The 20167-nt window shown below is 60.5% G+C and carries 20 protein-coding genes; 15 read left to right on the forward strand and 5 right to left on the reverse strand.

The genetic code is table 11. The features are described 5' to 3' along the window. Nucleotides 1-753 precede the first annotated feature (753 nt). The 10 genes from puhE to A6A03_RS10100 all read left to right on the forward strand — a co-directional run bounded on the left by puhE (nt 754) and on the right by A6A03_RS10100 (nt 9702). Complete coding sequence (puhE, locus tag A6A03_RS10055; protein ID WP_066787333.1) at nt 754-1518, forward strand: putative photosynthetic complex assembly protein PuhE; 765 nt, start codon at nt 754-756, stop codon at nt 1516-1518. A gap of 275 nt (nt 1519-1793) precedes the next feature. Beyond that, nucleotides 1794-3884, forward strand: a complete 2091-nt coding sequence (gene acs / locus A6A03_RS10060; protein ID WP_066787342.1) for an acetate--CoA ligase alpha subunit — start codon at nt 1794-1796, stop codon at nt 3882-3884. A gap of 12 nt (nt 3885-3896) precedes the next feature. Then, entirely contained in the window at nt 3897-4967 is a 1071-nt protein-coding gene (locus A6A03_RS10065) for a phosphotransacetylase family protein (RefSeq protein WP_066787346.1), read from the forward strand. A gap of 8 nt (nt 4968-4975) precedes the next feature. Continuing rightward, on the forward strand, nt 4976-5326 hold the full coding sequence (locus A6A03_RS10070; RefSeq protein ID WP_066787349.1) for a hypothetical protein: 351 nt from the start codon (nt 4976-4978) through the stop codon (nt 5324-5326). Next, the gene (locus tag A6A03_RS10075) at nt 5313-6398 is read left to right on the forward strand and encodes a quinone-dependent dihydroorotate dehydrogenase (protein WP_082908954.1); all 1086 of its coding nucleotides are present in this window, start codon (nt 5313-5315) and stop codon (nt 6396-6398) included. The genes A6A03_RS10070 and A6A03_RS10075 overlap by 14 nt, the downstream gene beginning before the upstream one ends. Next, entirely contained in the window at nt 6398-6835 is a 438-nt protein-coding gene (locus A6A03_RS10080; RefSeq protein ID WP_066787360.1) for a hypothetical protein, read from the forward strand. The genes A6A03_RS10075 and A6A03_RS10080 overlap by 1 nt, the downstream gene beginning before the upstream one ends. A gap of 7 nt (nt 6836-6842) precedes the next feature. Next, nucleotides 6843-7592, forward strand: coding sequence for an orotidine-5'-phosphate decarboxylase (gene pyrF / locus A6A03_RS10085; protein WP_245668942.1), 750 nt, complete (start codon nt 6843-6845; stop codon nt 7590-7592). Then, the gene (locus A6A03_RS10090; RefSeq protein ID WP_066787368.1) at nt 7589-8218 is read left to right on the forward strand and encodes a phosphoribosyltransferase family protein; all 630 of its coding nucleotides are present in this window, start codon (nt 7589-7591) and stop codon (nt 8216-8218) included. Before pyrF ends, A6A03_RS10090 begins: the two co-directional genes overlap by 4 nt. Before the next feature lie 43 nt (nt 8219-8261). Then, nucleotides 8262-8960, forward strand: coding sequence for a Yip1 family protein (locus A6A03_RS10095; protein ID WP_066787371.1), 699 nt, complete (start codon nt 8262-8264; stop codon nt 8958-8960). 1 nt (nt 8961) lies between these two features. Then, nucleotides 8962-9702, forward strand: a complete 741-nt coding sequence (locus A6A03_RS10100) for a Yip1 family protein (protein ID WP_066787374.1) — start codon at nt 8962-8964, stop codon at nt 9700-9702. 31 nt (nt 9703-9733) lie between these two features. On the opposite strand, the gene A6A03_RS10105 is transcribed toward A6A03_RS10100, so the two are convergent. Genes A6A03_RS10105 through A6A03_RS10115 form a run of 3 tightly spaced genes read right to left on the reverse strand, consistent with a single transcriptional unit; the run spans nt 9734 to nt 11681 of the window. Beyond that, nucleotides 9734-10681, reverse strand: a complete 948-nt coding sequence (locus A6A03_RS10105) for a polymer-forming cytoskeletal protein (protein ID WP_076798240.1) — start codon at nt 10679-10681, stop codon at nt 9734-9736. Next, nucleotides 10678-11127, reverse strand: a complete 450-nt coding sequence (locus A6A03_RS10110) for an anti-sigma factor (protein ID WP_066787377.1) — start codon at nt 11125-11127, stop codon at nt 10678-10680. Before A6A03_RS10110 ends, A6A03_RS10105 begins: the two co-directional genes overlap by 4 nt. Then, on the reverse strand, nt 11100-11681 hold the full coding sequence (locus tag A6A03_RS10115; protein ID WP_066787379.1) for an RNA polymerase sigma factor: 582 nt from the start codon (nt 11679-11681) through the stop codon (nt 11100-11102). Before A6A03_RS10115 ends, A6A03_RS10110 begins: the two co-directional genes overlap by 28 nt. A 140-nt stretch (nt 11682-11821) precedes the next feature. Between A6A03_RS10115 and A6A03_RS10120 the strand changes: the two genes are divergently transcribed. Beyond that, entirely contained in the window at nt 11822-12076 is a 255-nt protein-coding gene (locus A6A03_RS10120) for a UPF0158 family protein (RefSeq protein ID WP_066787381.1), read from the forward strand. A gap of 69 nt (nt 12077-12145) precedes the next feature. Here A6A03_RS10120 and A6A03_RS10125 read toward each other — a convergent pair whose 3' ends face one another. Next, nucleotides 12146-13423, reverse strand: a complete 1278-nt coding sequence (locus A6A03_RS10125) for an ABC transporter permease (RefSeq protein ID WP_066787384.1) — start codon at nt 13421-13423, stop codon at nt 12146-12148. A gap of 90 nt (nt 13424-13513) precedes the next feature. Here A6A03_RS10125 and scpB point away from each other — a divergent pair, with 90 nt between their 5' ends. The 3 genes from scpB to A6A03_RS10140 all read left to right on the forward strand — a co-directional run bounded on the left by scpB (nt 13514) and on the right by A6A03_RS10140 (nt 17330). Further along, nucleotides 13514-14095 carry an SMC-Scp complex subunit ScpB gene (scpB, locus tag A6A03_RS10130; RefSeq protein ID WP_066787387.1) on the forward strand — a complete coding sequence of 194 codons (582 nt, stop codon included), beginning with the start codon at nt 13514-13516 and terminating at the stop codon, nt 14093-14095. Between the two features lie 476 nt (nt 14096-14571). Beyond that, nucleotides 14572-16014 (forward strand): chromosomal replication initiator protein DnaA, encoded by a 1443-nt coding sequence (gene dnaA / locus A6A03_RS10135; RefSeq protein ID WP_066787390.1) that lies wholly within the window; start codon nt 14572-14574, stop codon nt 16012-16014. A 59-nt stretch (nt 16015-16073) separates the two neighbouring features. Next, nucleotides 16074-17330 carry an ArnT family glycosyltransferase gene (locus tag A6A03_RS10140; RefSeq protein WP_172812300.1) on the forward strand — a complete coding sequence of 419 codons (1257 nt, stop codon included), beginning with the start codon at nt 16074-16076 and terminating at the stop codon, nt 17328-17330. A 60-nt stretch (nt 17331-17390) separates the two neighbouring features. Here the strand turns inward: A6A03_RS10140 and A6A03_RS10145 are convergent, their stop codons facing one another. Further along, on the reverse strand, nt 17391-18779 hold the full coding sequence (locus A6A03_RS10145) for a S41 family peptidase (protein ID WP_066787396.1): 1389 nt from the start codon (nt 18777-18779) through the stop codon (nt 17391-17393). 131 nt (nt 18780-18910) lie between these two features. Here A6A03_RS10145 and A6A03_RS10150 point away from each other — a divergent pair, with 131 nt between their 5' ends. Beyond that, on the forward strand, nt 18911-20047 hold the full coding sequence (locus A6A03_RS10150; RefSeq protein WP_066787399.1) for an aminotransferase-like domain-containing protein: 1137 nt from the start codon (nt 18911-18913) through the stop codon (nt 20045-20047). Nucleotides 20048-20167 lie beyond the last annotated feature (120 nt).

Consider the following 20167-nt stretch of genomic DNA (forward strand, 5'->3'; position numbering starts at 1 on the left):
TTGCCCCCTTAGCGGCTTTGCGTTGACACCCTCACCCCCAACCCCCTCTCCCACCGTCAGGTGGGAGAGGGGGAGCCGCGTGGTGGACAGGAACGGCATCGTAGCACGAGTGACAGCAGCGCCCCTCTCCCGCGCCAGTGTTGAAGAACGGACAGAACGTTTGATCGAGTATAACTGTCGATCGCTGTGTGGTGCCGTAAAGCCCCATGCGGCGCTCCCCATCACCCCTCCCCCAGCGGGGGAGGGGCAAGGGGTGGGGGCATCAGCCCGCGCAGCGGGCTTCGTAACCCAAGCCCGGCCCTTCAGGGCCGGGCCAAATAGCGTATTCTCTGCGACCTCCGCGCTCTCGGCGGTACCAGTTCCCGTTCTAGCAGAACAGATGCCTCATAGACTGTCTTTGCGAGGGAGGTGCGGCCCCAGCGCAGCGAGGGGCCGCCCGACCGCAGCAATCTCCTGCTTTAGCGAAAAATAGCTGAGTAGATTGCTCTCGTGCTCGTGGGAGATTGCTTCGCCGCGCGGCGGGCAGAGCTACGCTCTGCCCCTACCGCACGGCTCGCAATGACAACCGGTCAGTCTGTCATTGCGAGGGAGGTGCGGCGCACAGCTCCGCTGGCGCCGCCCGACCGCAGCAATCTCCTGCTTCAGCGGAACTAGCCCGCTCAGGCATACCTCTCTCTGTACCAGCCCTTCACGAACTGCTGCATTTCGTGTACAATTATGACATTAGTGCAAAAGTGGGTAGAAAGCTCAGCTATGAATTGGATGGACATCGCCTTCTACTATCTGTTGCCGCTCTTCACGGTCGTCACGTTGTGGCTAGGCCTGACCTTCGGCCTGATCTGGCTCAACCGGCGCGGGCAACGGGTAGCGGGTTGGGCGGTGTTCCTCAGTTTGCCGCTGCTCTTTTTCGCACATAGTGAATTGCTGGTAACACGCCACGATCTGAGCGCGCTTGGCGCGTATCGCGCGTTTACTGCCGGCTTGCTAGTGTGGGCATGGCACGAGCTCGCCTTCTACAGCGGTATATTGGCCGGGCCGCGCCGGCTACCGTGCCCGCCCGATGCGCATGGCGTGCAGCGCTTCTTCTACGCCCTCGGCACCCACTTCTACCACCAGCTCGCTTTCGTGCTTGAGATGGGTTTGCTGATTTGGCTGTTGCAAGACGCCAGCCATTGGCTTGGCCCGCTTACCTTTGGGCTAAGCTGGGCCTTACAGCAGAGCGCCAAGCTCAATGTGCTCTACGGTGTGCGGGCGCTGCAAGTCGAACTCTTCCCGGCCCACCTTGCCTTTCTCGCTAGCTACTGGCGGCCCGGCCCGCCGAGCGCGTTTTTCCGCCCCAGCGTTTCCGTCGCTACGCTGCTGGCGATTATGCTTTGGTTTAGTATTGGCGCGCATCTCGGCGATCCGGCGGCCATTCGTTTGGCCCTCTTAGCCAGTCTTTTTACCCTTGGCGCGCTCGAACACTGGCTCCTGTTGCTTCCTGCCCCTGCTCCCGCCACCGCCCCAGCCACCGATTAACCACGCCGTGCAGCCGCGCTTGTAACCTTGCGTGCTACTCTGCATGCAGGGAGCTGCATGCTCCTTGGTCGTGTGTGCGATACGCTAGAATTGCCGGCAATCCTGCAACCTTCTCCACATGCCGGTCGCATACTCGTCTGCACTACTGCAATTCACGATCGTTATATCTGCGCACCCTTGCATCATTGCGGCAGTTGCACGAAACATCGCTTGTCGCAATGTCGCGTATCGGTTATGATGAATGGGCAAGGTGTGCGAAAAGGAGCACCCACGCTATGTTAGAGGCCATTTTCGCTCCCCAATCAGTAGCCGTGCTGGGCGCGTCGCCTGAACCGGCGCGTTTGGGTCATCGTGTTCTGAAAAATATTATCGACCACGGCTATCAGGGTCGCATCTATCCAATTCATCCGCGCGCCACCGAAGTGCTTGGCTTGCGTGCCTATCCCTCGGTGCTCGATGTGCCTGATCCGATCGACTTGGCGGTGATCGTCATTCCTCCCCAACACGTCAACGCGGCGGTTGATGAGTGTGGCCGCAAAGGGATTCGCGGCTTGGTGGTGATTACCGCCGGTTTTAAAGAGGTCGGCGGCGCTGGTCGCGAGCTTGAGCGCGAGTTGTTGGCAACCGTGCGCCGTTATGGCATGCGCATGATCGGCCCCAATTCGCTTGGCATTATCGATACGATCAGCCAGCTCAATGCCTCGTTCGCCAATGCGATGCCGTTGCCCGGCAATATTGCGCTTATGTCGCAGTCAGGTGCGATCTGCACGGCCATTCTCGATTGGAGCTATCAGCAAGGGATTGGCTTTTCGCGTTTCGTTAGTCTCGGCAATAAGGCCGATGTTGATGAGGTGGCGCTGCTTGAGGCGTGGAATCGTGACGAGCATAGCAAGGTGATTTTGGCCTATTTGGAAGCGATTGATGACGGCCCCGGCTTCATTCGCGTGGCGCGCGAAGTGACCAAGTGTACGCCGGTGGTGGCGATCAAGAGCGGCACGACCGCCGCTGGCACCCGCGCTGCGTCGTCCCATACCGGTTCGCTGGCTGGTTCCGAAACCGCGTATGAGGCTGCTTTTGCCCAAAGCGGTATCTTGCGCGCGCGCACGATGAACGAGTTGTTCGATCTGGCCTTGGTCTTCGCTTACCAGCCGATGATCCGCGGCAATCGGGTGGCGATTGTCACCAACGCCGGCGGCCCCGGGATTATTGCCACCGATGCCGTCGAGCGCAGTGGCTTGGCAATGGCCGAGTTCACCCCTGAAACGATCCGCCGCTTGCAAGAGAAATTACCTCCCAACGCTAATTTCTTTAACCCCATTGATGTGATTGGTGATGCGACTCCGGATCGCTACGCTTGGGCGATTGAAGCGGCACTGGCCGATCCGAATGTCGATGGCTTGATCGTGTTGTTCACGCCTCAAGCTGTCTCTGACCCCTTGGTGACGGCGCGGCTGATTGCCGATCTCACCAAGCAGTCCAATAAGCCGGTGGTGACTAGCTTTATGGGTGGCGCCAGCCTTGTTGAAGCGGTGCGCGCGCTCAATGAGGCGCATATTCCGAATTACCTCTTCCCCGAACGCGCCGTCCAGTCATTGGCCGCAATGTATCGCCAATCACTCTGGCAACAACGTCCGGCTCCCACCTATCGCCATTTTGACGTTGATCGCGATCGCGTGGCACAATTATTTGCCGAGGTGCGCGCGGCTGGCCGGGTTGAATTGGGCGAGGTCGAGGCGCGTGAAGTGATGGAAGCGTATGGGATGCGGTTGCCGAAGAGCCGGTTGGCCCATACCCCGGAAGAGGCGGTCGCGATTGCCAATGAGTTTGGCTACCCAGTGGTGATGAAGATTTCTAGCCCTGATATTCTCCACAAGAGCGATATTGGCGGCGTGCGCGTTGGTCTGAGCGATGCCACGGCGGTGCGCGATGCCTTCGAGCTGATCGAGTACCGCGCGCGCAAATATGTCCCCTCGGCCCGCATTTGGGGTATCCTTGTCCAAGAGATGGTGCGCAAAGGCCGTGAAGTCTTGGTCGGTGTCAGCCGCGATCCGCAATTTGGGCCGCTGATCGCGGTGGGAATGGGAGGCATCTATGTCGAGGTCTTGAAAGATGTTGCCTTCCGCCTCGCGCCGCTCAGCGTCGAAGAGGTGCGCGAGCAGATCCGTTCAATCCGCGCCTACCCGCTCTTGCGCGGCGTGCGCGGCGAACCCCCTGCCGACATCGCTGCCATCGAAGAGACGGTGCTGCGGGTCAGCCAATTGGTCACCGACTTCCCGGAAATTGTCGAGATGGATATTAATCCGCTCGTCGTCCATCACGAAGGCGAGGGCGCGATCGTCCTCGATGCCCGGATCATCCTCAACTAAGTGGAGGCAATGATGGCAACACTGTATGTCGCCTCAACCGAAACCTACGTCGGCAAGAGCGCGGTTTGCGTCGGTCTGCTGCGCCGTATGCAGCAAGACGGCTTCCGCGTCGGCTATATGAAGCCGGTCAGCGTTTCGGTGACGCACACGCCCGATGCGGTGCTCGATGAAGATGCCGCCTTTATCCGCCAGACGATTGGCCTTGATGCGCCAATGGAGCAGGTCGCGCCGGTCTTGATTACGCCGGGGGTGATTGAGTCGATCTTGCGCGGTCAGCCCCATTCGTTCGCCAAGACGCTGCGCGACGCCTATCTGGCTGTGTCGCGCCAAAAGGATGTGATGGTGCTTGAGGGCACCAATACGTGGGCCGAGGGGGCGCTGGTCGATCTGACTGCCGATCAGGTGACGGATATGCTCCAAGCTCCCGGCTTGCTGGTGTGCCGCTATACCTCTACCTTGTCGGTTGATACCATCTTGAGCGTGCAACGCTACGTCGGCGATCGCTTGCTGGGGGTGCTGATCAATCAGGTCGAAGAGCCGCACCGCGAGTTTGTCCGCAATCGGGTGACGCCGTTCCTCGAAGGGCGGGGTATTCCGGTGTTCGGGATTATGCCGCGTGACCGGCTCTTGTCTGGCGTGAGCGTGAACGAGCTGGCCCAGCATTTGGGCGGGCAAATCATTGGCCGGCCTGAGTGGGGCGAGAAGATGCTCGATTCGCTGATGATCGGGGCGATGGGGGCCGAAGCGAGCCTGTCGTTCTTCCGCCGCCGCGCCAACAAGGCGGTGATTACCGGCGGTGATCGCAGCGATTTGCAACTGATTGCCCTTCAGACCAGCACCAACGCGCTGGTGCTGACTGGCAATATCCGCCCGACAATGCAGGTGATGGATCGCGCCGCCGAGCTGGAGGTGCCGATTATTCTGGTGGCCGATGATACCCTCAGCACGGTTGATCGGGCCGAGCGTCTATTTGGCCGCGTGCGCTTCCATCAAGAAGCTAAGCTGCGCCGCTTTACCGAATTGCTCGATGCCCATTTTGATTTTGACCGTTTGTATCGCTTGTTGGGGTTGAAGATCCACTAGGACGCGCTATGACCATCGATCCGTTGCCCGAAAACGCCGAAGTGATTGGGCCGTTGGTGTTTGTGCCCAACCCCGATTATCCCTACCCGTTTCCGGTCGCTCGCCCGCCCCGTTTCTGGATGGAAGAGACGACCGGGCGGCTGGCTGCCGCGGTTGAACGCTATATGCAAGGCGAACCGCTGACTGCCGATCAGCTTGAGGTGATCAAGCTGTATCTGACCCAATATTTGGAACGGGCAGTGATTGAGGGGAGCGCCGACCGGAAACGGTTGCTCAGCCGGATCGACCGGCTCCGCACCACGCGCGATATCGAGCGCTTTGCCGATGAGTTGTCTGAGGTGGGCGTTGAACCGTTCTGATCTAACGATATATCGCTTCCTGCTGCGCCCGATCTTGTTCCGGCTTGGCGGTGGCGATGCCGAGACCGCTCACGAACGCACCTTGCATCTGTTGGCGTTGCTGAGCCGCTCACGCCCGTTGTGCCGCACTCTGCAGGTGCTCGCTGCGATCCGTGATCAACGCTTAGCGCGCACTGTCTTCGGGGTTCACTTTCCTAACCCGGTCGGGTTGGCCGCTGGCATGGACAAAGATGGCGTGGCGTTACCGGCATGGGCTGCGCTTGGCTTTGGCTTTGTCGAGGTGGGTACTGTCACCCATCACCCGCAACCCGGTAATCCGCGTCCGCGTCTGTTTCGCTTACCGGCGCGCGAGGCGCTGATTAATCGCATGGGGTTTAATAATGCCGGCGCGGCGGCCTTAGCGCAACGGCTGGCAGCGACGCCGGTTTCCATCCCGGTTGGCGTCTCGATCGGCAAATCGAAAGTGACGCCGCTCGATCAGGCGATCGACGATTATCGCGCCTCGTTCCGGCTGCTCTTCCCGTATGCCGCCTACGTGGCGATTAACGTCAGTTCACCCAATACTCCCGGCCTGCGCCAATTGCAAGACGCCGATCACTTACGCGCGCTCTTGGCCGCGTTGCAACGCGATAACGCTGAGCTGGGCCGCGCCGATCCACGCGGGCCGCGCCCGCTGCTGGTGAAAATTGCGCCGGATTTGAGCGATGCGGCAATCGAAGAGCTGTTGGCCGTGTGCGCCGATCATGGTGTCGCTGGTATTATTGCTACCAATACCACAATTGGGCGCAGCGGTCTTGAGGGGATCGATCCGGCGTTAGTCGCCGAGACCGGCGGCCTCAGCGGGCAACCGCTCGCCCAACGCGCCCGGCAGGTGGTACAGTTGATTGCACGCGCGACCGGCGGCACATTGCCGATTATCGGCGTCGGCGGCATCCATTCGCCTGATGATGCGCTGCGGATGTTCGAGGCCGGCGCGAGCTTGATCCAGCTCTACACCGGCTTGGTCTATCGCGGGCCGTTGCTGCCGCGCCGGATTAACTGCGCGTTGCTGGCTGCCGGCAAGGAGCGGTGATGAGCGGGTTTCTCGGCACCAAGGCTACCTTCGCCCAAGATGTGTCATTGGTAGGCAGTATTGTGGTGGCGATCGCTTTTACCATTGGCGCTTATCTCGCGGTGAAGGGCTATTATGTTGCGCACCGCTGGCTGCAAACCGGCGCGGCAGCGGCCAATCTGGTCTTGGTGTTCGGCGTGATGATCCCATCGTTGCTTGCTGTCACACCTGATGAGAATCTTACCTTGCCGGCGGCAGCCTTTGTCGCGATGCCGGCTCACGAGGTGATTGGCACGGTCGCGCTGCTGTTTGGGGTGTATGTGGTGTTCGTCGGTAATGGCTGGCTGCCGGCGCGCTGGCGCTTCACCAATTACAAGCCGTTTATGCGCATTGCCTTTGCGCTCTATTGGGTGGCAACGGTCGTAGGGGTTGCCGTGTATTTCTTGATCCATACGTGAGCGCATCATGACGACAATGCAAGTACCTCCTCACGAACGCATCTTGGTTGCGCTTGACACGCCTGAGCTTGATCGTGCCGTGGCGCTGGCTGCCCAGTTGCGCGGGCAGGTGGGCGGGTTCAAGGTAGGGCTGGAACTCTGTACCGCCGCCGGCACGCCGCAGGTAGTACAGGCGATCGCGGCGGTCGGCGGCAGCGTGTTTCTCGATCTCAAGCTGCACGATATTCCCAATACGGTGGCCGGCGCGGTGCGCGCCGTCTGTGTACTCGGCCCGGCGGTGCGGATGCTGACCTTGCATTGTACCGGCGGCAGCGCCATGCTGCGCGCGGCGGTCGCTGCCGCGCAGAGCATGCCGTATCGCCCCTTGCTGCTCGGCGTCACCGTCTTGACCAGCCTCGATGCGGCGGCGTTGGCGGGCGAGTTGCAGGTGAGGCAGGAAGTTGCCGAGTATGTGGTGCATCTGGCGCGGATGGCGCGCGATTGCGGTCTCGATGGTGTGGTTGCTTCACCGCACGAGGTGGGCGCGATCCGCGCTGCTTGTCCCGATGTGCGGATTGTGACGCCGGGCATTCGCCCGCTGTGGGCCGGCGAAGGCGATCAACGGCGGGTGATGCCGCCTGCTGCCGCGCTGCGGGCCGGGGCTGATTATCTGGTGATTGGCCGCCCGATTACCAACCCGCCAGCAGCGATCGGCGATCCGGCGGCGGCGGCGGCCCGAATCGTAGCTGAGCTTGAACAGGATCATAGAACGTTATGAGTGATGCTAATCTCTTAGCTGTCTTGCATCAGTTGGGTGCGATTGTCACCAACGATCACATTGTCTATACCTCTGGCCGCCATGGCAGCAGCTACGTGAACAAAGATGCGCTCTATCCGCATACGGCTGCCGCTAGCATGGTCGGTGCGGCGTTGGCCCGTCACTTTGCCGATGCTGGCGTCGAGACGGTAGCCGGGCCGACTGTGGGTGGGGTGATTATGGCCCAGTGGACGGCGCACCATCTGTCGCAACTGAACGGGCGGGAGGTGTTGGCGGTCTACGCTGAAGAAGAACAGACCGAGACCGGTAAGCGGCGGGTGTTTCGCCGTGGCTATGATGCGTTGATCGCCGGCAAGCGGGTGTTGGTGGTCGAAGATGTCCTCACCACTGGCGGCTCGGCGCGGCTGGTGGTCGAGGCGGTGACGGCTGCCGGCGGGATTGTGGTCGGCGTTGGCGCGCTCTGCAATCGCGGCGGCATCACTGCGGTCGATCTCGGTGCGCCGCGCCTCGTGGCGTTGACCGAATTGCCGCTTGAGAGCTATCCCGCCGAGGAGTGCCCGCTCTGCGCCGCCGGCGTTCCCATCAATACCCGCCTCGGCAAAGGGGCGGCGTATCTGCGTGCGTAACCTGTCTCAGGATCCGGTTCCTTCGCTTAGCACAAGGAAAGCAATGGAATCACTCAGCTACCTCTTCCGCCTCAGCACTGCCGGTCTGTTTCTCGATCCCAACGCTTTTCGCGCACAGCGCGATAATCCGGCAACCTTACGCGACGGCTTTCTGGTTGTGGCGCTGGTGGGAATCGTGGTCGGGGCCGCGAGCGTGATCGGCAATCTGCTCAGCACGCTGGCTAGCCCCGATCTGCTGGCCGTGCTTGATGTTGTCCAGCGCGGCATTGAACGTACGCCCTTGTTTGCCGAACTGCAACGGGTGAATCCGGCGCTCGATCTCGAACCGTTCTTTACCCAATTGGCCCAGATTGTGGTGCCGCTCCGCTGGAGTGGCTTGATCGGCGCGATTGCCACACCGTTCGTTTATTTGTTGAGCTGGCTGATCTATGGCTTTGTGGCCCATCTCGCCGCTCGCTCGCTTGGCGGTGAAGGCACCTTTGCCCAAACGCTCGGTTGCACGGCGTTAGCGAGTGGCGCGAATTGGCTGGCGGTGGTGCAGATTGTGCCATTTGCGCAAGTTGCCGGTACGACGGTGCTTGGCTTGATCGGGTGTTATCTTGGCCTGCGCGCAGCGCACAATCTGCCGGCATGGCGCGCGTTTTGGGCGGCGCTGATCGGGCCGATTGTGTTGGTTGTGTTGCTGATGCTGTTCAGTTGTGGCGCTTTGGCAGTACTGGTTGCCACCGCGCAGGGGAGATGATATGCCGGTGATCGATACCTTCAATGGGGCTTTGACCCTCAACCAACGGGTATTTACTGAGATGCGCGACGCGCCTGACGGGGTGCGGCGCGGATTTCTGATCATTCTGATGGTAGGGTTGCTCGTTGGCGCGATCCAGAGTGCGAGTGCGCTAATCAACGTCACTGACCCGGAACGGATTGTGCAAGAGGTAATACTGAACTACCGCCAGTCGCTTGAACAACAGCAAGCCACTGCCAACACGCCTGAGCAGCGCGAAGTCATTCGCTTGCTGCAAGAGAGCGAAGATGAGGTAGCGCAGATGGTGCGTGATCTTATTACGATCCCTACCGCCTTGCCGCGACCGGTTGCGCTCGTCTTGCAAGCGATCGGCCAGACTGTCTCGACGCCGCTCACCTACTTGAGCGGTATGTTGCTCGCGGTGACGTTCACCCATCTCGCTGCCCGCCAACTCGGCGGGCAAGGCGGCATTCGCGCGATGGTCGCGGTCGGCTCGCTCTCGGTTGCGCCCCATGCCCTCGATGCGCTCACCTTTATTCCGGTCTTGAACTTTCCGCTCTCGATGATCGCGTGGGGGTGGGGGTTTATCATCCTCGTGAGCGGCACTGCTGTGGTGCACCGGCTTGATAGCGGCAAGGCGACGCTGGCCGTATTGCTCTACCCCAGCCTGCTCATTGTGTTGGGGATATTGCTGGGTTGTGTGCTTGGCCTCTTATTGGTTGCGCTGGCGGCTAGCGTATAGGTAGCGACGTTGCCAAAAACGTCGCTACCAGCTAACCACTGTGCTTCACCGCCGGCCACTCGTCGCGCCAAATCGGCAACGCACCGCCGCGGCTAATCAACGCTGCGCCCAACCCCCAGCTCGCCACGGCGTAACCTAACGCCAACGCGAGTGCCGGCGCAACCATACCGATAACGACCAGCGGCGCGAGCACAATGAGCGCGCCGAGTGCGGCGGCCAGCGGCGGCTTGAGCGCCCAGCCGGGTGGCCATGAGGCTGCGATCGCGCGCGCGATGCCGGTGAGACCGATGGCATACGGCACATGCAGCAGGATGATCAATGGCAGGAGGAGGAACAGACCGGCGAGGCTGAGGGTCAATACCCCCACCACCAGCGGTAACGCCGAGAGTGCAAGAATTGTTGAGAGCAGGCCAACCACGGCGCTGCGCACTGGCGCGGCGCGCAACGCTCGCCCGATCCCGGCAGTGCGGCGCGGCCAGATGAGTGCGATCGCCACGCAGAGCATTGCCGAAATCAGTGCACCGAGCACCCCGGTCGTTCCCGGCGGCAACCAGCGGCGGACGATGGTTTGGCCGCTCAGCGTGCCAATCAGCGCGGTGGCGACCGCCGATCCGGCCAGCGGTTCGATCCCGATTGCAGTGCCATGCAAGCCGGCGCGCGATCCAATCTCTACGCCGCCAGCGATTGAAAGGACGTTTCCTTCAACAATGGCGCCGGGAGCTAACGTAATCGTACCGGTGTAGCTCACCACATCGCCACGCACAATGCCTTGCACGGTGATCGAGCCGGCCCAACTCGTCACATCGCCATCAACCTCGCCCAGTATCACGATTGGTTGATCGAACGTGGCGACGTGGCCACGGTACTGCTCGCCGGCAGCGATGACCAGCGCCGCTGGACCTTGCGCAAACGCGCGCGCCGGCATAGCGAGCATTGCCAACCAGAGGATAACTGCAAGCAACCAGCTTCGTCGTATCACTGCCAAACCTCAGCCAACGGTGCATCGAGAATCAAGCGCCACCAGAGCCAGCCAGCGCCAACGAGGACGAACAATCCGAGCAGCCACCATCCGGCGCCGGCCAGCCATAGGTGCCAGAGCGGCTTGGCGACGAGGGTGATCCCCAACACATACCGTCCGGCGCCGGTGGCTGGATCGCCGAACAGCGAGGCGGGGCCGTTGCTGTCAATACTCAATCCCCAGACCCCCAGTACTAGCAAGACGAGCGGCGCAGCCAACCAGAGTGGCCGCCAGCGCCAGCCACGGTGCGCAGGAGTGGTGGAGAGGCGCCGTACCACTCGTGCCGATAGATCGGCTGGCGGCGCTGCCATCTTCGGTTCGCCCCACCGCGCCAGCAACGCGCGCGTCTCGGCTTCGACCTCAGCCAGCTCGGCATCGGTCAACTCGCCATCCCTTCCGTATTCCATACTTCCTCCTCAGCGGCCAGCGCCTCTTGCAGCATCTTGCGTGCCCGATGCAGCCGGGTCTTGACGGTTGCTTCGGTTAAGCCCAAGATAGCGCCGATCTCGTCATACGAGAGATCGTGCCAATAGCGGAGTACAGTCACGCCGCGATAACTCTCAGGCAGCCGTTGCAATGCCCGTTGCACCGCTTCACGCTGCGCGCTCTGCAAGGCGCTTCGTTCTGGCCCCGGCTGCGTGCTTGGCAGCCAAAAGGCGACATCTTCCAACGTTAACCAGTTGAATCGCCGCCGGCGCAGGCGATCAATGCAGTAGTTCGATCCGATCGTCAACAGCCACGTGACGAGCCGGCGCGACGGATCATAGCTTTGCAGATGGCGAAAGGCGCGCAAGAACACTTCCTGCACTGCATCTTCCGCCTCGAACGCATCGCCGAGCATGCGATAAGCCTGATTATACAAAATGCCGGTATAGCGCTGGACAATCGTGGCGCATGCCGATTGGTCGCCGGCGCAAGCCCGGTTGACGAGGTCGAGCTCGTCAGATGGTGGATCGCTCACAGGCGCTCCTCACAGATACTATACGACTCATTACGATAAACGTTACCACACCGTCAACTTGCAAGAGCGGGCAGGTTCGTGTACCATCATCGTGATTCGGCGGTCGTTCGTATGCCGTCGTCAATCCACTGGAGGATGCTGTGGCCGCTAACATCAATCGTGAGCAAATTCGCGCCGCGCTGGCCGAGACCGACCCGGCTGTGAGCTTTTATCTCGACCTAAACTCCGGTGAGGTGTTGCGGGTGCCCGACACCGATCCAAGCGCCGAGGCGGAAGCGCTGCGCAATCAGGTGATGGAAGGGTATGGCGATCGGTTCCGGTATATTCCCGGCGGTAAGGCCAGCCCTACCGATGCCGATGTGCAGGAATGGCTCGAAGCGGAAGGGCTGGTCTAAATTGGGCGTGTTCGGCAAGGCGAGATGATCATTCATCTCTGCCTTGCCGATGCTATCGCTGCTGTGCGGTTATTGTTTCTCATACGGTTTGCCCACCGCCGCCGGCCCGACAGCTCGGCCAATTAATCCAGCCAGCACAATCATCGTTACCACATACGGGGTAATTTGCAAAAATTGCACCGGCACCGGGCCGCCAAAGACCTGTACCTGCAAGATTTGGAAGCGTGTGCCTAAAGCCTCGGCAAAGCCAAACAGCATTGCGCCGCCGAAGGCGCCAAACGGCATCCATTTGCCAAAGATCATCGCTGCCAGCGCGATAAAGCCCTTGCCAGCCGTCATCCCGTCGTCAAATTGGCCCACCGTTTCCAACGAGAACCATGCGCCGCCGAGCCCGGCAATGCACCCGCTGATGAAGACGTTGAAGTAGCGCATCCGGTTGACCGCAATGCCAACCGTGTCAGCGGCTTTGGGATTCTCGCCCACGGCTCGCGTGCGCAGGCCCCAACGGGTCATAAAGAGCACGACGTGGGTCATGATCACAAGGAGCAGCATAGCAAAAAAGATTGGCTTGCCGCTGAAGATCAACGTCCCCAACACCGGAATGGATTCGAGCGAGCGGGCAAGATCAGGGAAACCGGCGTTGGCCAGCAGGCCGGAAATCGACGGCAGCGTGATCCGTCCGCCGCCTTCCACAACGATATATTGCCGCCTGAGGTAGCCGGTCACGCCAATCGCTAAAATGTTGACCACCGTACCGCTAATAATCTGGTCGGTGCGGAATGAAATCGAGAGCGCGCCGTGCAAGAGCGCCATGACGCCGCCGATGATAACTGCGCCAATCACGCCGGCCCAGATATTGCCGGTGAAGATAAAGATGGCGAAGCCAAAGGCGGCTCCCATCAGCATCATGCCCTCGATGGCGATATTGATCACGCCCGAACGTTCGGCCCAGATCCCGGCCAATGCGCCGAGCGCGAGCGGTGTGCCAAGGCGTAATGATTCGCTGAGCATTACGGTCGCATTGGTCTGTTTCCCGGCTGCGGCCCAGATCAGAATGGCCGGAAACAAGAGCACCGCACTCGTCCACAGCAGACCGTCGGCCCAGCGTTGGGCGCGGTTGCTCAGGCCCAGCCCGCCGGCAATCAGTGCGATCAAACCGATAACGGTCAGGCTCCACGCCGTGGGGAAGGCGATCACCGGTTGCGGCACCGCTAACGCAATGCGGGTTACCACGGTATCGCCCGCCAGTGCCAGCGGTACGTAGTTAAACAACATCAAAAAGCCCAAGAGGGTAAAGAAACCAGCAATCACTTGCCGGCGGGAAATGCCACGACGGCGCTCACTCATTGGCAACGTCCTTTCCTGCTTGCACTTGCAGCCGTTATGATACCATAAGCAATCATCTTCTGGATAGAGCCTGATGCCTGAACAGAGCCCATGACTGAATCTGACCACGTCTCACTAACAACCAATGCCGGTTCGCCCGACCAGCCGGCGCTCTTTCCCGATACGGCGCCACCTTCGTTGGCGCAACTGATTGAAGCAGTGCTCTTTGTTGCCGGCGAACCAGTGACGATCGAGCAATTGGCGCGCGTGTTAGAGGCGACGCAAGAGCAAATTACCGCGGCCATCGATGAATTGAGCCAAAGTTATGCGCAGCGCGGGATTCGCCTTCAGCGCCACGCTGATCAGGTGATGTTGGTCAGCGCGCCGGAAGCGGCGCCGGCCATCCGGCGCTTGCTCGGTGCGCAACATGGCCAGCGTCTGTCACATGCCGCGCTCGAGACGCTCGCGATTATTGCCTATCGCCAACCTATCACGCGCGCCCAGATTGATGCTATTCGTGGCGTTGATAGTAGTGCTGCGCTGCGCGCGTTGCTGGCGCGCGATCTGATCTGTGAGGCTGGCCGCCTCGAAACGCTGGGCCGGCCTATTCTCTACGCCACGACTCCGGCCTTTCTCCAACAATTTGGTTTAACGAGCCTTGCCGATCTGCCGCCGGTTGATCTCCCGGAATAATGGCGCAGCGATGACAGCCGCTGCGCCATACCACTATCCACGACCTTCTCCCCGCCTGTCCACGCATTATCCACATGCAAGGCAGGGTGATCGTGTTCGTTGTTCGATCGGTGACGAGCGCACCACGATGCGCTAAAATCGAAGCTGCCCCGCAAAGTGTTTGCTGGTTTATCCACAATTATCCACAGTTTAATCTCAACATAACACAGTCTCTGTCTCGCTACGATCACAAGAAACAAGTGCCTACCACATCTCATCACTATAAGGAACATTTATAGATCTCCCGCATTATGTTGCTTGAAATATAGGGACAGATCGAGTATGATCACACCACGTCAATTGAAGACTTGCTGCCTGCTCTCACCACGAGCGCACTGCGACTGAAATGTTAACTACGGCGTTGCCGATCCCGCGTTTCGGCGCGGGTAATTCATTATGTGCGCGAGGGTTAAGCGCGGCTCGCAAGGAGGCGCAGCGTGAACCTAACTCAAATCTGGAAAGCAACACTGACCGCCCTGCAATCGCAAATTTCGCGCCATGATTACGATGCGCTGCTGCGCTCGGCAACGCTGTTGTCGCTTGACAACGGGGTGGCGCGGATTGGGGTCTCGTCACCGGCCCAGAAGGAAGGGCTGGAAAACCGGTTACTCATGCCGCTCCGCAACGCGCTGACGCGGGTTGTCGGCTACTCGGTGCAAGTGCAGGTGCTGATTGCTAGCCCATCGTTGCGCCCTGAATTGCTCCCTGCCTCGTTCAACGGGTCGCGGTTTGCTGCTGAACCTGAACCGATGATCGCCGAATCTGCCGCGCCGGCCTTTGCACCCGGCAATGGCGCCAGCGAGCGCGCTGTCCAACTCGATTTGGCCAGCGCAATGCGTTCGGGGATGCTGAATCCCAAATATACGTTTTCCAGCTTTATTGTCGGTTCGAGCAACCGCTTGGCCCACGCCGCTTGTCTCGCCGTGGCCGATAATCCCGGCCAAGCCTATAACCCGCTCTTCCTGTATGGCGGCGTCGGCTTGGGCAAGACCCACTTGCTCCACGCGATCGGCAATCGCGTGCTCGATCGCGATCCCGAAATTAATGTGCTGTACGTTTCGTCTGAGAAATTTACCAACGATTTGATTAATGCCATTCGCCGCCAGCAGACCGAAGAGTTCCGCATGCGCTACCGGAATATCGACGTGCTGCTGATCGACGATATTCAATTTATTGCCGGCAAAGACGCCACCCAAGAAGAGTTTTTCCATACCTTCAATACGCTCCATTCGGCGGCGAAGCATATTGTGATTAGCTCTGATCGTCCGCCCAAGGCGATTCTGACCCTCGAAGAGCGGTTGCGTTCGCGCTTCGAGTGGGGCTTGATCGTCGATGTCCAGCCGCCCGACCTTGAAACGCGCACCGCGATTCTGCGCGCGAAGGCCGAGCAGATGAGCGTGCATGTGCCTGATGAGGTGATCGATTTTCTGGCCCACAAGATTCAGAGCAATATCCGCGAACTTGAAGGGAGCCTCAACCGGGTTGCGGCTTACGCCGAACTCAACCGGTTGCCGATTACCATCGATACGGCAACGGCTGCGCTGGCCGATCTGTTAGGCAATCAGCGCCGCCGCCGCGTCAGCGCCGAGGCGATTTTGCAGGTGGTGAGCGAACATTACGGGATCGAAGTCGAGCAATTGCGCGCTCGCAATCGCTCGCGCCACGTGGTGGTGCCGCGTCAAGTCGCGATGTATCTGCTGCGCGAAGAGACCGAGAGTTCGTTGGTCGATATCGGTAATCTGCTCGGCGGACGTGATCACACGACGGTGATGTACGGTTGCGAGAAGATTGCTGAGGAGATTAATACCGATAGCCATTTGCGCAGTGAAGTCATGACGATCCGGGAACGGATCCAGATGATGCGCGGCGTGTCATCGTAGGGGCATAACGCCGCTATGCCCCTCCTACGATACGCCAACGTTCTACTTTGATGTTGTCGATGAACCGGTTTGATCGCCTCTTATGGCTGCTTACCGTGATCGGGTTGGCGATCCGGGTGGCAGCCGTTTTCGTGCTCAATGATTATCGCGCGCCAATCACCGCCGAATATGGGATTGTGGCCCACAATCTGGTTGCCGGCAAGGGGTTTTCCGGCGGCGGCTGGCTTGGCCCTGAACAGCCGACGGCGCTCAATACGCCACTCTACCCGTTATTGTTGGCGTTTTGGTTATGGATCGGCATACCTCTGCCGTTTCTGGCCGTTGAGTTGGTGCAGGCAGTCCTCTCCGCCCTGATCATTTACCTGATTGGCAAGATTGCTGCACAGGTGTTTGCGCCGGTGGTTGGGACTATCTCGGCGGCGGCGACAACGGTTTATCCGCCCTTGATCTATTTCTGTAAGCAGATTTCGCCGGCGATTGTGACTGCGTTTTGTACCGCGCTCGTTTTCTACGCCATCGTGCTGTTTGTTGCCCATCCAAACCGGAAACGCGCGGCGCTGCTTGGTTTGGTTTGGGGTGTTGGGTTGCTGGCCGAGCCGATCTTGCTGGTGGCTGCGCCGGGAGCTGTCTTGCTCTACTGGTTCCGGCAAACGCCGTCGGCACGGCAACAGAGCGCGTTGCTGCTGGCCGGCGCAGCGCTGGTCGCGGCGGTCATCGTCGCGCCGTGGACGGTGCGCAACTATCTGGTGTTTCATCGCTTTGTGCCGCTCAAAACCTCGTTTGGCCTCAATTTCTGGATGGGCAATAATCCTAACGCTACCGGCTTTCTCTACACCATGGCCGGCGAGCCGATGCCGAATACGCTCGCGCCTGAGCGAGCGGCCTATCTCGCTTCGCTCAACGAAGCTGAACGCTATGCCGTGTTGCAGCGGGAAGCGTGGCAGTGGATCGCTGCCCATCCCGATCGCTTCCTTGAGCTGACCATCAAGCGGATCGGCTATCTGTGGCTGATTTCGCCGACCTTTCAAATCACCAGCGAAAACATTGCTGAGCCGGGGTACTTTTACCTCATACGCTACGCGATCCAGATCCCCCTGTTGCTGCTGGCCGTGATCGGTGCGGTCATCGCGTATCGTCGCTACCGGGCAGCGTTATGGCTCTGCCTCTGGTGGCTGGTTGCGTTTACCGTACCCTATGCGATCTCGGTGGCCGGTAATACTCGCTATCGGTTACCGGTCGAGCCGATCTTGCTCATGTTGGCGGCGGTGGTGGGTGCGGGGGCGTGGCGCTGGTGGCAAGGCCGGGTACGGCGATGAAGGCGCACTGCCGTGCGGCTGCCATCGCTGGCGAGGCGAGAGCCGCACGGCCATGCAGTTTTACTTGAGGAGATTGATTGCTGCTTGCAGTTGCGGGTCTTCTTCCGGCGGGAAGCGCCACCATTCCGCTTCAATCAGCACATCAGGCACGACGCCGGTGCCTTCGATAAGGGTGCCGTCAGGCAATTGATAAGCGACTTGGGCTAGTAGCAAACGTGATCCATCGCTAAACTCGTACCCGTAAAGATTTTCGGTATTGCCTGCCGACGGTACGCCGACAATCGTGGCTTGGCGCAACACCCGCATCCCGGCGGCGAACATCTCGGCGGCGCTCGCCGTCTCGTCACTGACGAGCACCACCACCGGAATGTCAGTGAGACCGGGGATGGTTTGGCCGCGCGGGATGCGTTGCTCTTCCCGATCGCGCCTCCCAACCGACGCGCCGATGCTGCCGCCATCTTGGAAAAGAGCGATGATGTTGCGCATCACGTGAATGTAGCCGCCGCTGTTGTCGCGCACGTCGATGATCATCCCGCGCACTGGCCCGCCGGCCAGCAGGCTGGTAAGCGCGTCACGGGCTTGCGTATCGGCGTTATCGACATAAAAACTGGGGATGGTGAGCAGGCCGATGTCGCCGGGCAGCCGCTCGGCGGTCACCCGGTTGAAGATCGCAATGTCGATCACGGCCCGCATCACCTCAACGTCCCGCGGCGGTTCGTCGCCGCGCTTGACCGTCAGCCGCACCGTGGTGCCGGGAATGCCGCGCACCGCGCCAATCGCACCGGCAGGGCCAAACGCATTGGGGTCATTGAACGGAATGCCGTTTACCGCTACAATCAGGTCACGCGGGCGCAACCCGGCCTGATCGGCTGGCCCGCCGGCAACGACCCGCGTGATCAAACCGCCTTCATCAATCGTGCGTACACTCACGCCAATGCCGCCATACTGCAATTGGCCGCGCGCTTCGGCGATCTGGGCCGCCACTTCTTGCGGTGACTCGTACCGCGAGTGGTCATCGCCAAGCTGCGCGATCATATCGCGCATGATCGTGTAAAACTCTTCTGGCGTCGCCGCAGCTTCGACTTTTGGTTGCAATTCGGCGCGTACTGCCTGCCAGTCGAGACCGTTATAGTCTTCGTACAAATAATTGTCGCGCACCGTTTCCCACACTTGCTGGAAGATTTGCAGGCGCTGATCCCGGCTCAGCGGGGCAAGGGTCGGAGTTGGCGCGATCGTTGCCACCGGTGGCGCTGGGGTTGGCGAGAGATTCAACCCGCTCACAGCGCCGCCTGCCGGCGCAGGGGTTTCGGCTGGCAACGGGATACGGGTCGCCGGCGCAGCGGGCCGGTTATAGCCGGTCGTCGTTGGCTCTGGCTCGCCGCGCACAAACGTGCAGCCGGCAATCGCCAGCGTGGTGAGCAACAGCAGAATGATTCGTAGGCGATGCATAACGTTTATAACCATAGATGCCCTTGGTTCGGAGCAGGTTGCTGCTCAACAGTATGATACCATTAGCGTTATGCCTGCGCGGTGAGAGCTTGCTTAGGAATGTGGCGCCGGCATAAGACGAGAGAGACCGTATGTTGCCAGACATTCAATTCGTGCAACGACCGGGGATGATCGAGTTCGGTTGGGGCCATCTCGCTGCCGAGCTGTTGCCAAGCGCCGAAGTGTTGCGCGCCACAACGTGGACATTGACCAACGATGCGCCGGCTGCGTTGACCTATGGCTATGCTCAAGGGCCGGGCCGGTTGCTGGCTCTGCTGGCCGAGCGTCTCGCGGTGCCCGAAACCGATCTGATGGTTACCGGCGGTACATCGCAGGCGCTCGATATGCTCTGCAAGCACTTTACCAAACCGGGTGACGTGGTGCTGGTCGAAGCCCCAACGTACCATCTGGCCTTGCGGATCTTTCGTGACTACGGTCTCCGTTGTGTGACGGTGCCGGGTGATCAGCAGGGGTTGCACGTGAATGCGGTGACAGCGCTGGTCAAGCTCTTGCGCAGCCGGGGCGAACGGATCGCCTTTCTCTATCTGGTGCCGACCTACAACAATCCTAGCGGCGTCACCTTACATGCTGAGCGGCGGGCTGAATTGGCGCGCTTGGCGACGGCGTTAGACTTGACCGTGATCGAGGATGAGGCATACGCCGAGTTGTGGTATGACGCGCCGCCACCGCCGCCGATTGCGAGTTTCGCCCCCGGCGGCCCGCTCATCCGGCTGGGCAGTTTTGCCAAAGTGCTGGCCCCCGGTCTCCGGTTAGGCTGGATGCAAGCGCCGGCTGTTGTGATTCAACGCTGCACACAGGCAGGTATGCTCGACAGTGGCGGCGGGGTGAACCATTTCACGGCCCATGTGGTATTGGCCCTCTTGCAAGCTGGCGATTTTGAGCCGCACCTGCTGCATTTGCGGGTTGCGCTACGGGAGCGCCGCAATACGTTGCTGGCTGCGTTGGCTCGCTCGATGCCACCCGGTGTTACGTGGCGTCCGCCGTTGGGTGGTTTCTTCGTTTGGTTGCGCACGCCGGCCACGGTTGACACCACGGCGTTGCTGAGCCAAGCCGAAGCGGCGGGGGTTTCCTACATTCCCGGCGAACGGTTTTATGCCAACGGTGGCGGGCGTAACGAGCTACGTCTCGCCTTTTCAATGGTGCCCGAAGCCGAGCTGGTCGAAGGCGCGCGCCGGTTGGGTCAGGTGTTGAAGCGGGCCATCGGCTAGCGTCAGCCCACGGCCCGTCGAGAGGAATGGGGGCGCAGGCCGCCGGCCCGCCAAGGATAGAACACTTGATCGAGCAGTTGATCACTGTACGATGCCTCAATGCTCGGCGCTGCGCTCCCC

This window comes from Chloroflexus islandicus, from assembly GCF_001650695.1.
GTDB lineage: Bacteria > Chloroflexota > Chloroflexia > Chloroflexales > Chloroflexaceae > Chloroflexus > Chloroflexus islandicus.

What these genes read in the sequence shown, in the direction of transcription:
- A6A03_RS10100 (WP_066787374.1), top strand. Translation starts at nt 8,962, where the DNA reads ATGCCGGTGATCGATACCTTCAATGGGGCTTTGACCCTCAACCAACGG.
- A6A03_RS10150 (WP_066787399.1), top strand. Translation starts at nt 18,911, where the DNA reads ATGTTGCCAGACATTCAATTCGTGCAACGACCGGGGATGATCGAGTTC.
- A6A03_RS10070 (WP_066787349.1), top strand. Translation starts at nt 4,976, where the DNA reads ATGACCATCGATCCGTTGCCCGAAAACGCCGAAGTGATTGGGCCGTTG.
- A6A03_RS10065 (WP_066787346.1), top strand. Translation starts at nt 3,897, where the DNA reads ATGGCAACACTGTATGTCGCCTCAACCGAAACCTACGTCGGCAAGAGC.
- A6A03_RS10145 (WP_066787396.1), bottom strand. Translation starts at nt 18,779, where the DNA reads ATGCATCGCCTACGAATCATTCTGCTGTTGCTCACCACGCTGGCGATT.
- A6A03_RS10140 (WP_172812300.1), top strand. Translation starts at nt 16,074, where the DNA reads ATGAACCGGTTTGATCGCCTCTTATGGCTGCTTACCGTGATCGGGTTG.
- acs (WP_066787342.1), top strand. Translation starts at nt 1,794, where the DNA reads ATGTTAGAGGCCATTTTCGCTCCCCAATCAGTAGCCGTGCTGGGCGCG.
- pyrF (WP_245668942.1), top strand. Translation starts at nt 6,843, where the DNA reads ATGACGACAATGCAAGTACCTCCTCACGAACGCATCTTGGTTGCGCTT.
- A6A03_RS10125 (WP_066787384.1), bottom strand. Translation starts at nt 13,423, where the DNA reads ATGAGTGAGCGCCGTCGTGGCATTTCCCGCCGGCAAGTGATTGCTGGT.
- A6A03_RS10110 (WP_066787377.1), bottom strand. Translation starts at nt 11,127, where the DNA reads ATGGAATACGGAAGGGATGGCGAGTTGACCGATGCCGAGCTGGCTGAG.
- A6A03_RS10080 (WP_066787360.1), top strand. Translation starts at nt 6,398, where the DNA reads ATGAGCGGGTTTCTCGGCACCAAGGCTACCTTCGCCCAAGATGTGTCA.
- A6A03_RS10090 (WP_066787368.1), top strand. Translation starts at nt 7,589, where the DNA reads ATGAGTGATGCTAATCTCTTAGCTGTCTTGCATCAGTTGGGTGCGATT.
- A6A03_RS10095 (WP_066787371.1), top strand. Translation starts at nt 8,262, where the DNA reads ATGGAATCACTCAGCTACCTCTTCCGCCTCAGCACTGCCGGTCTGTTT.
- puhE (WP_066787333.1), top strand. Translation starts at nt 754, where the DNA reads ATGAATTGGATGGACATCGCCTTCTACTATCTGTTGCCGCTCTTCACG.
- scpB (WP_066787387.1), top strand. Translation starts at nt 13,514, where the DNA reads ATGACTGAATCTGACCACGTCTCACTAACAACCAATGCCGGTTCGCCC.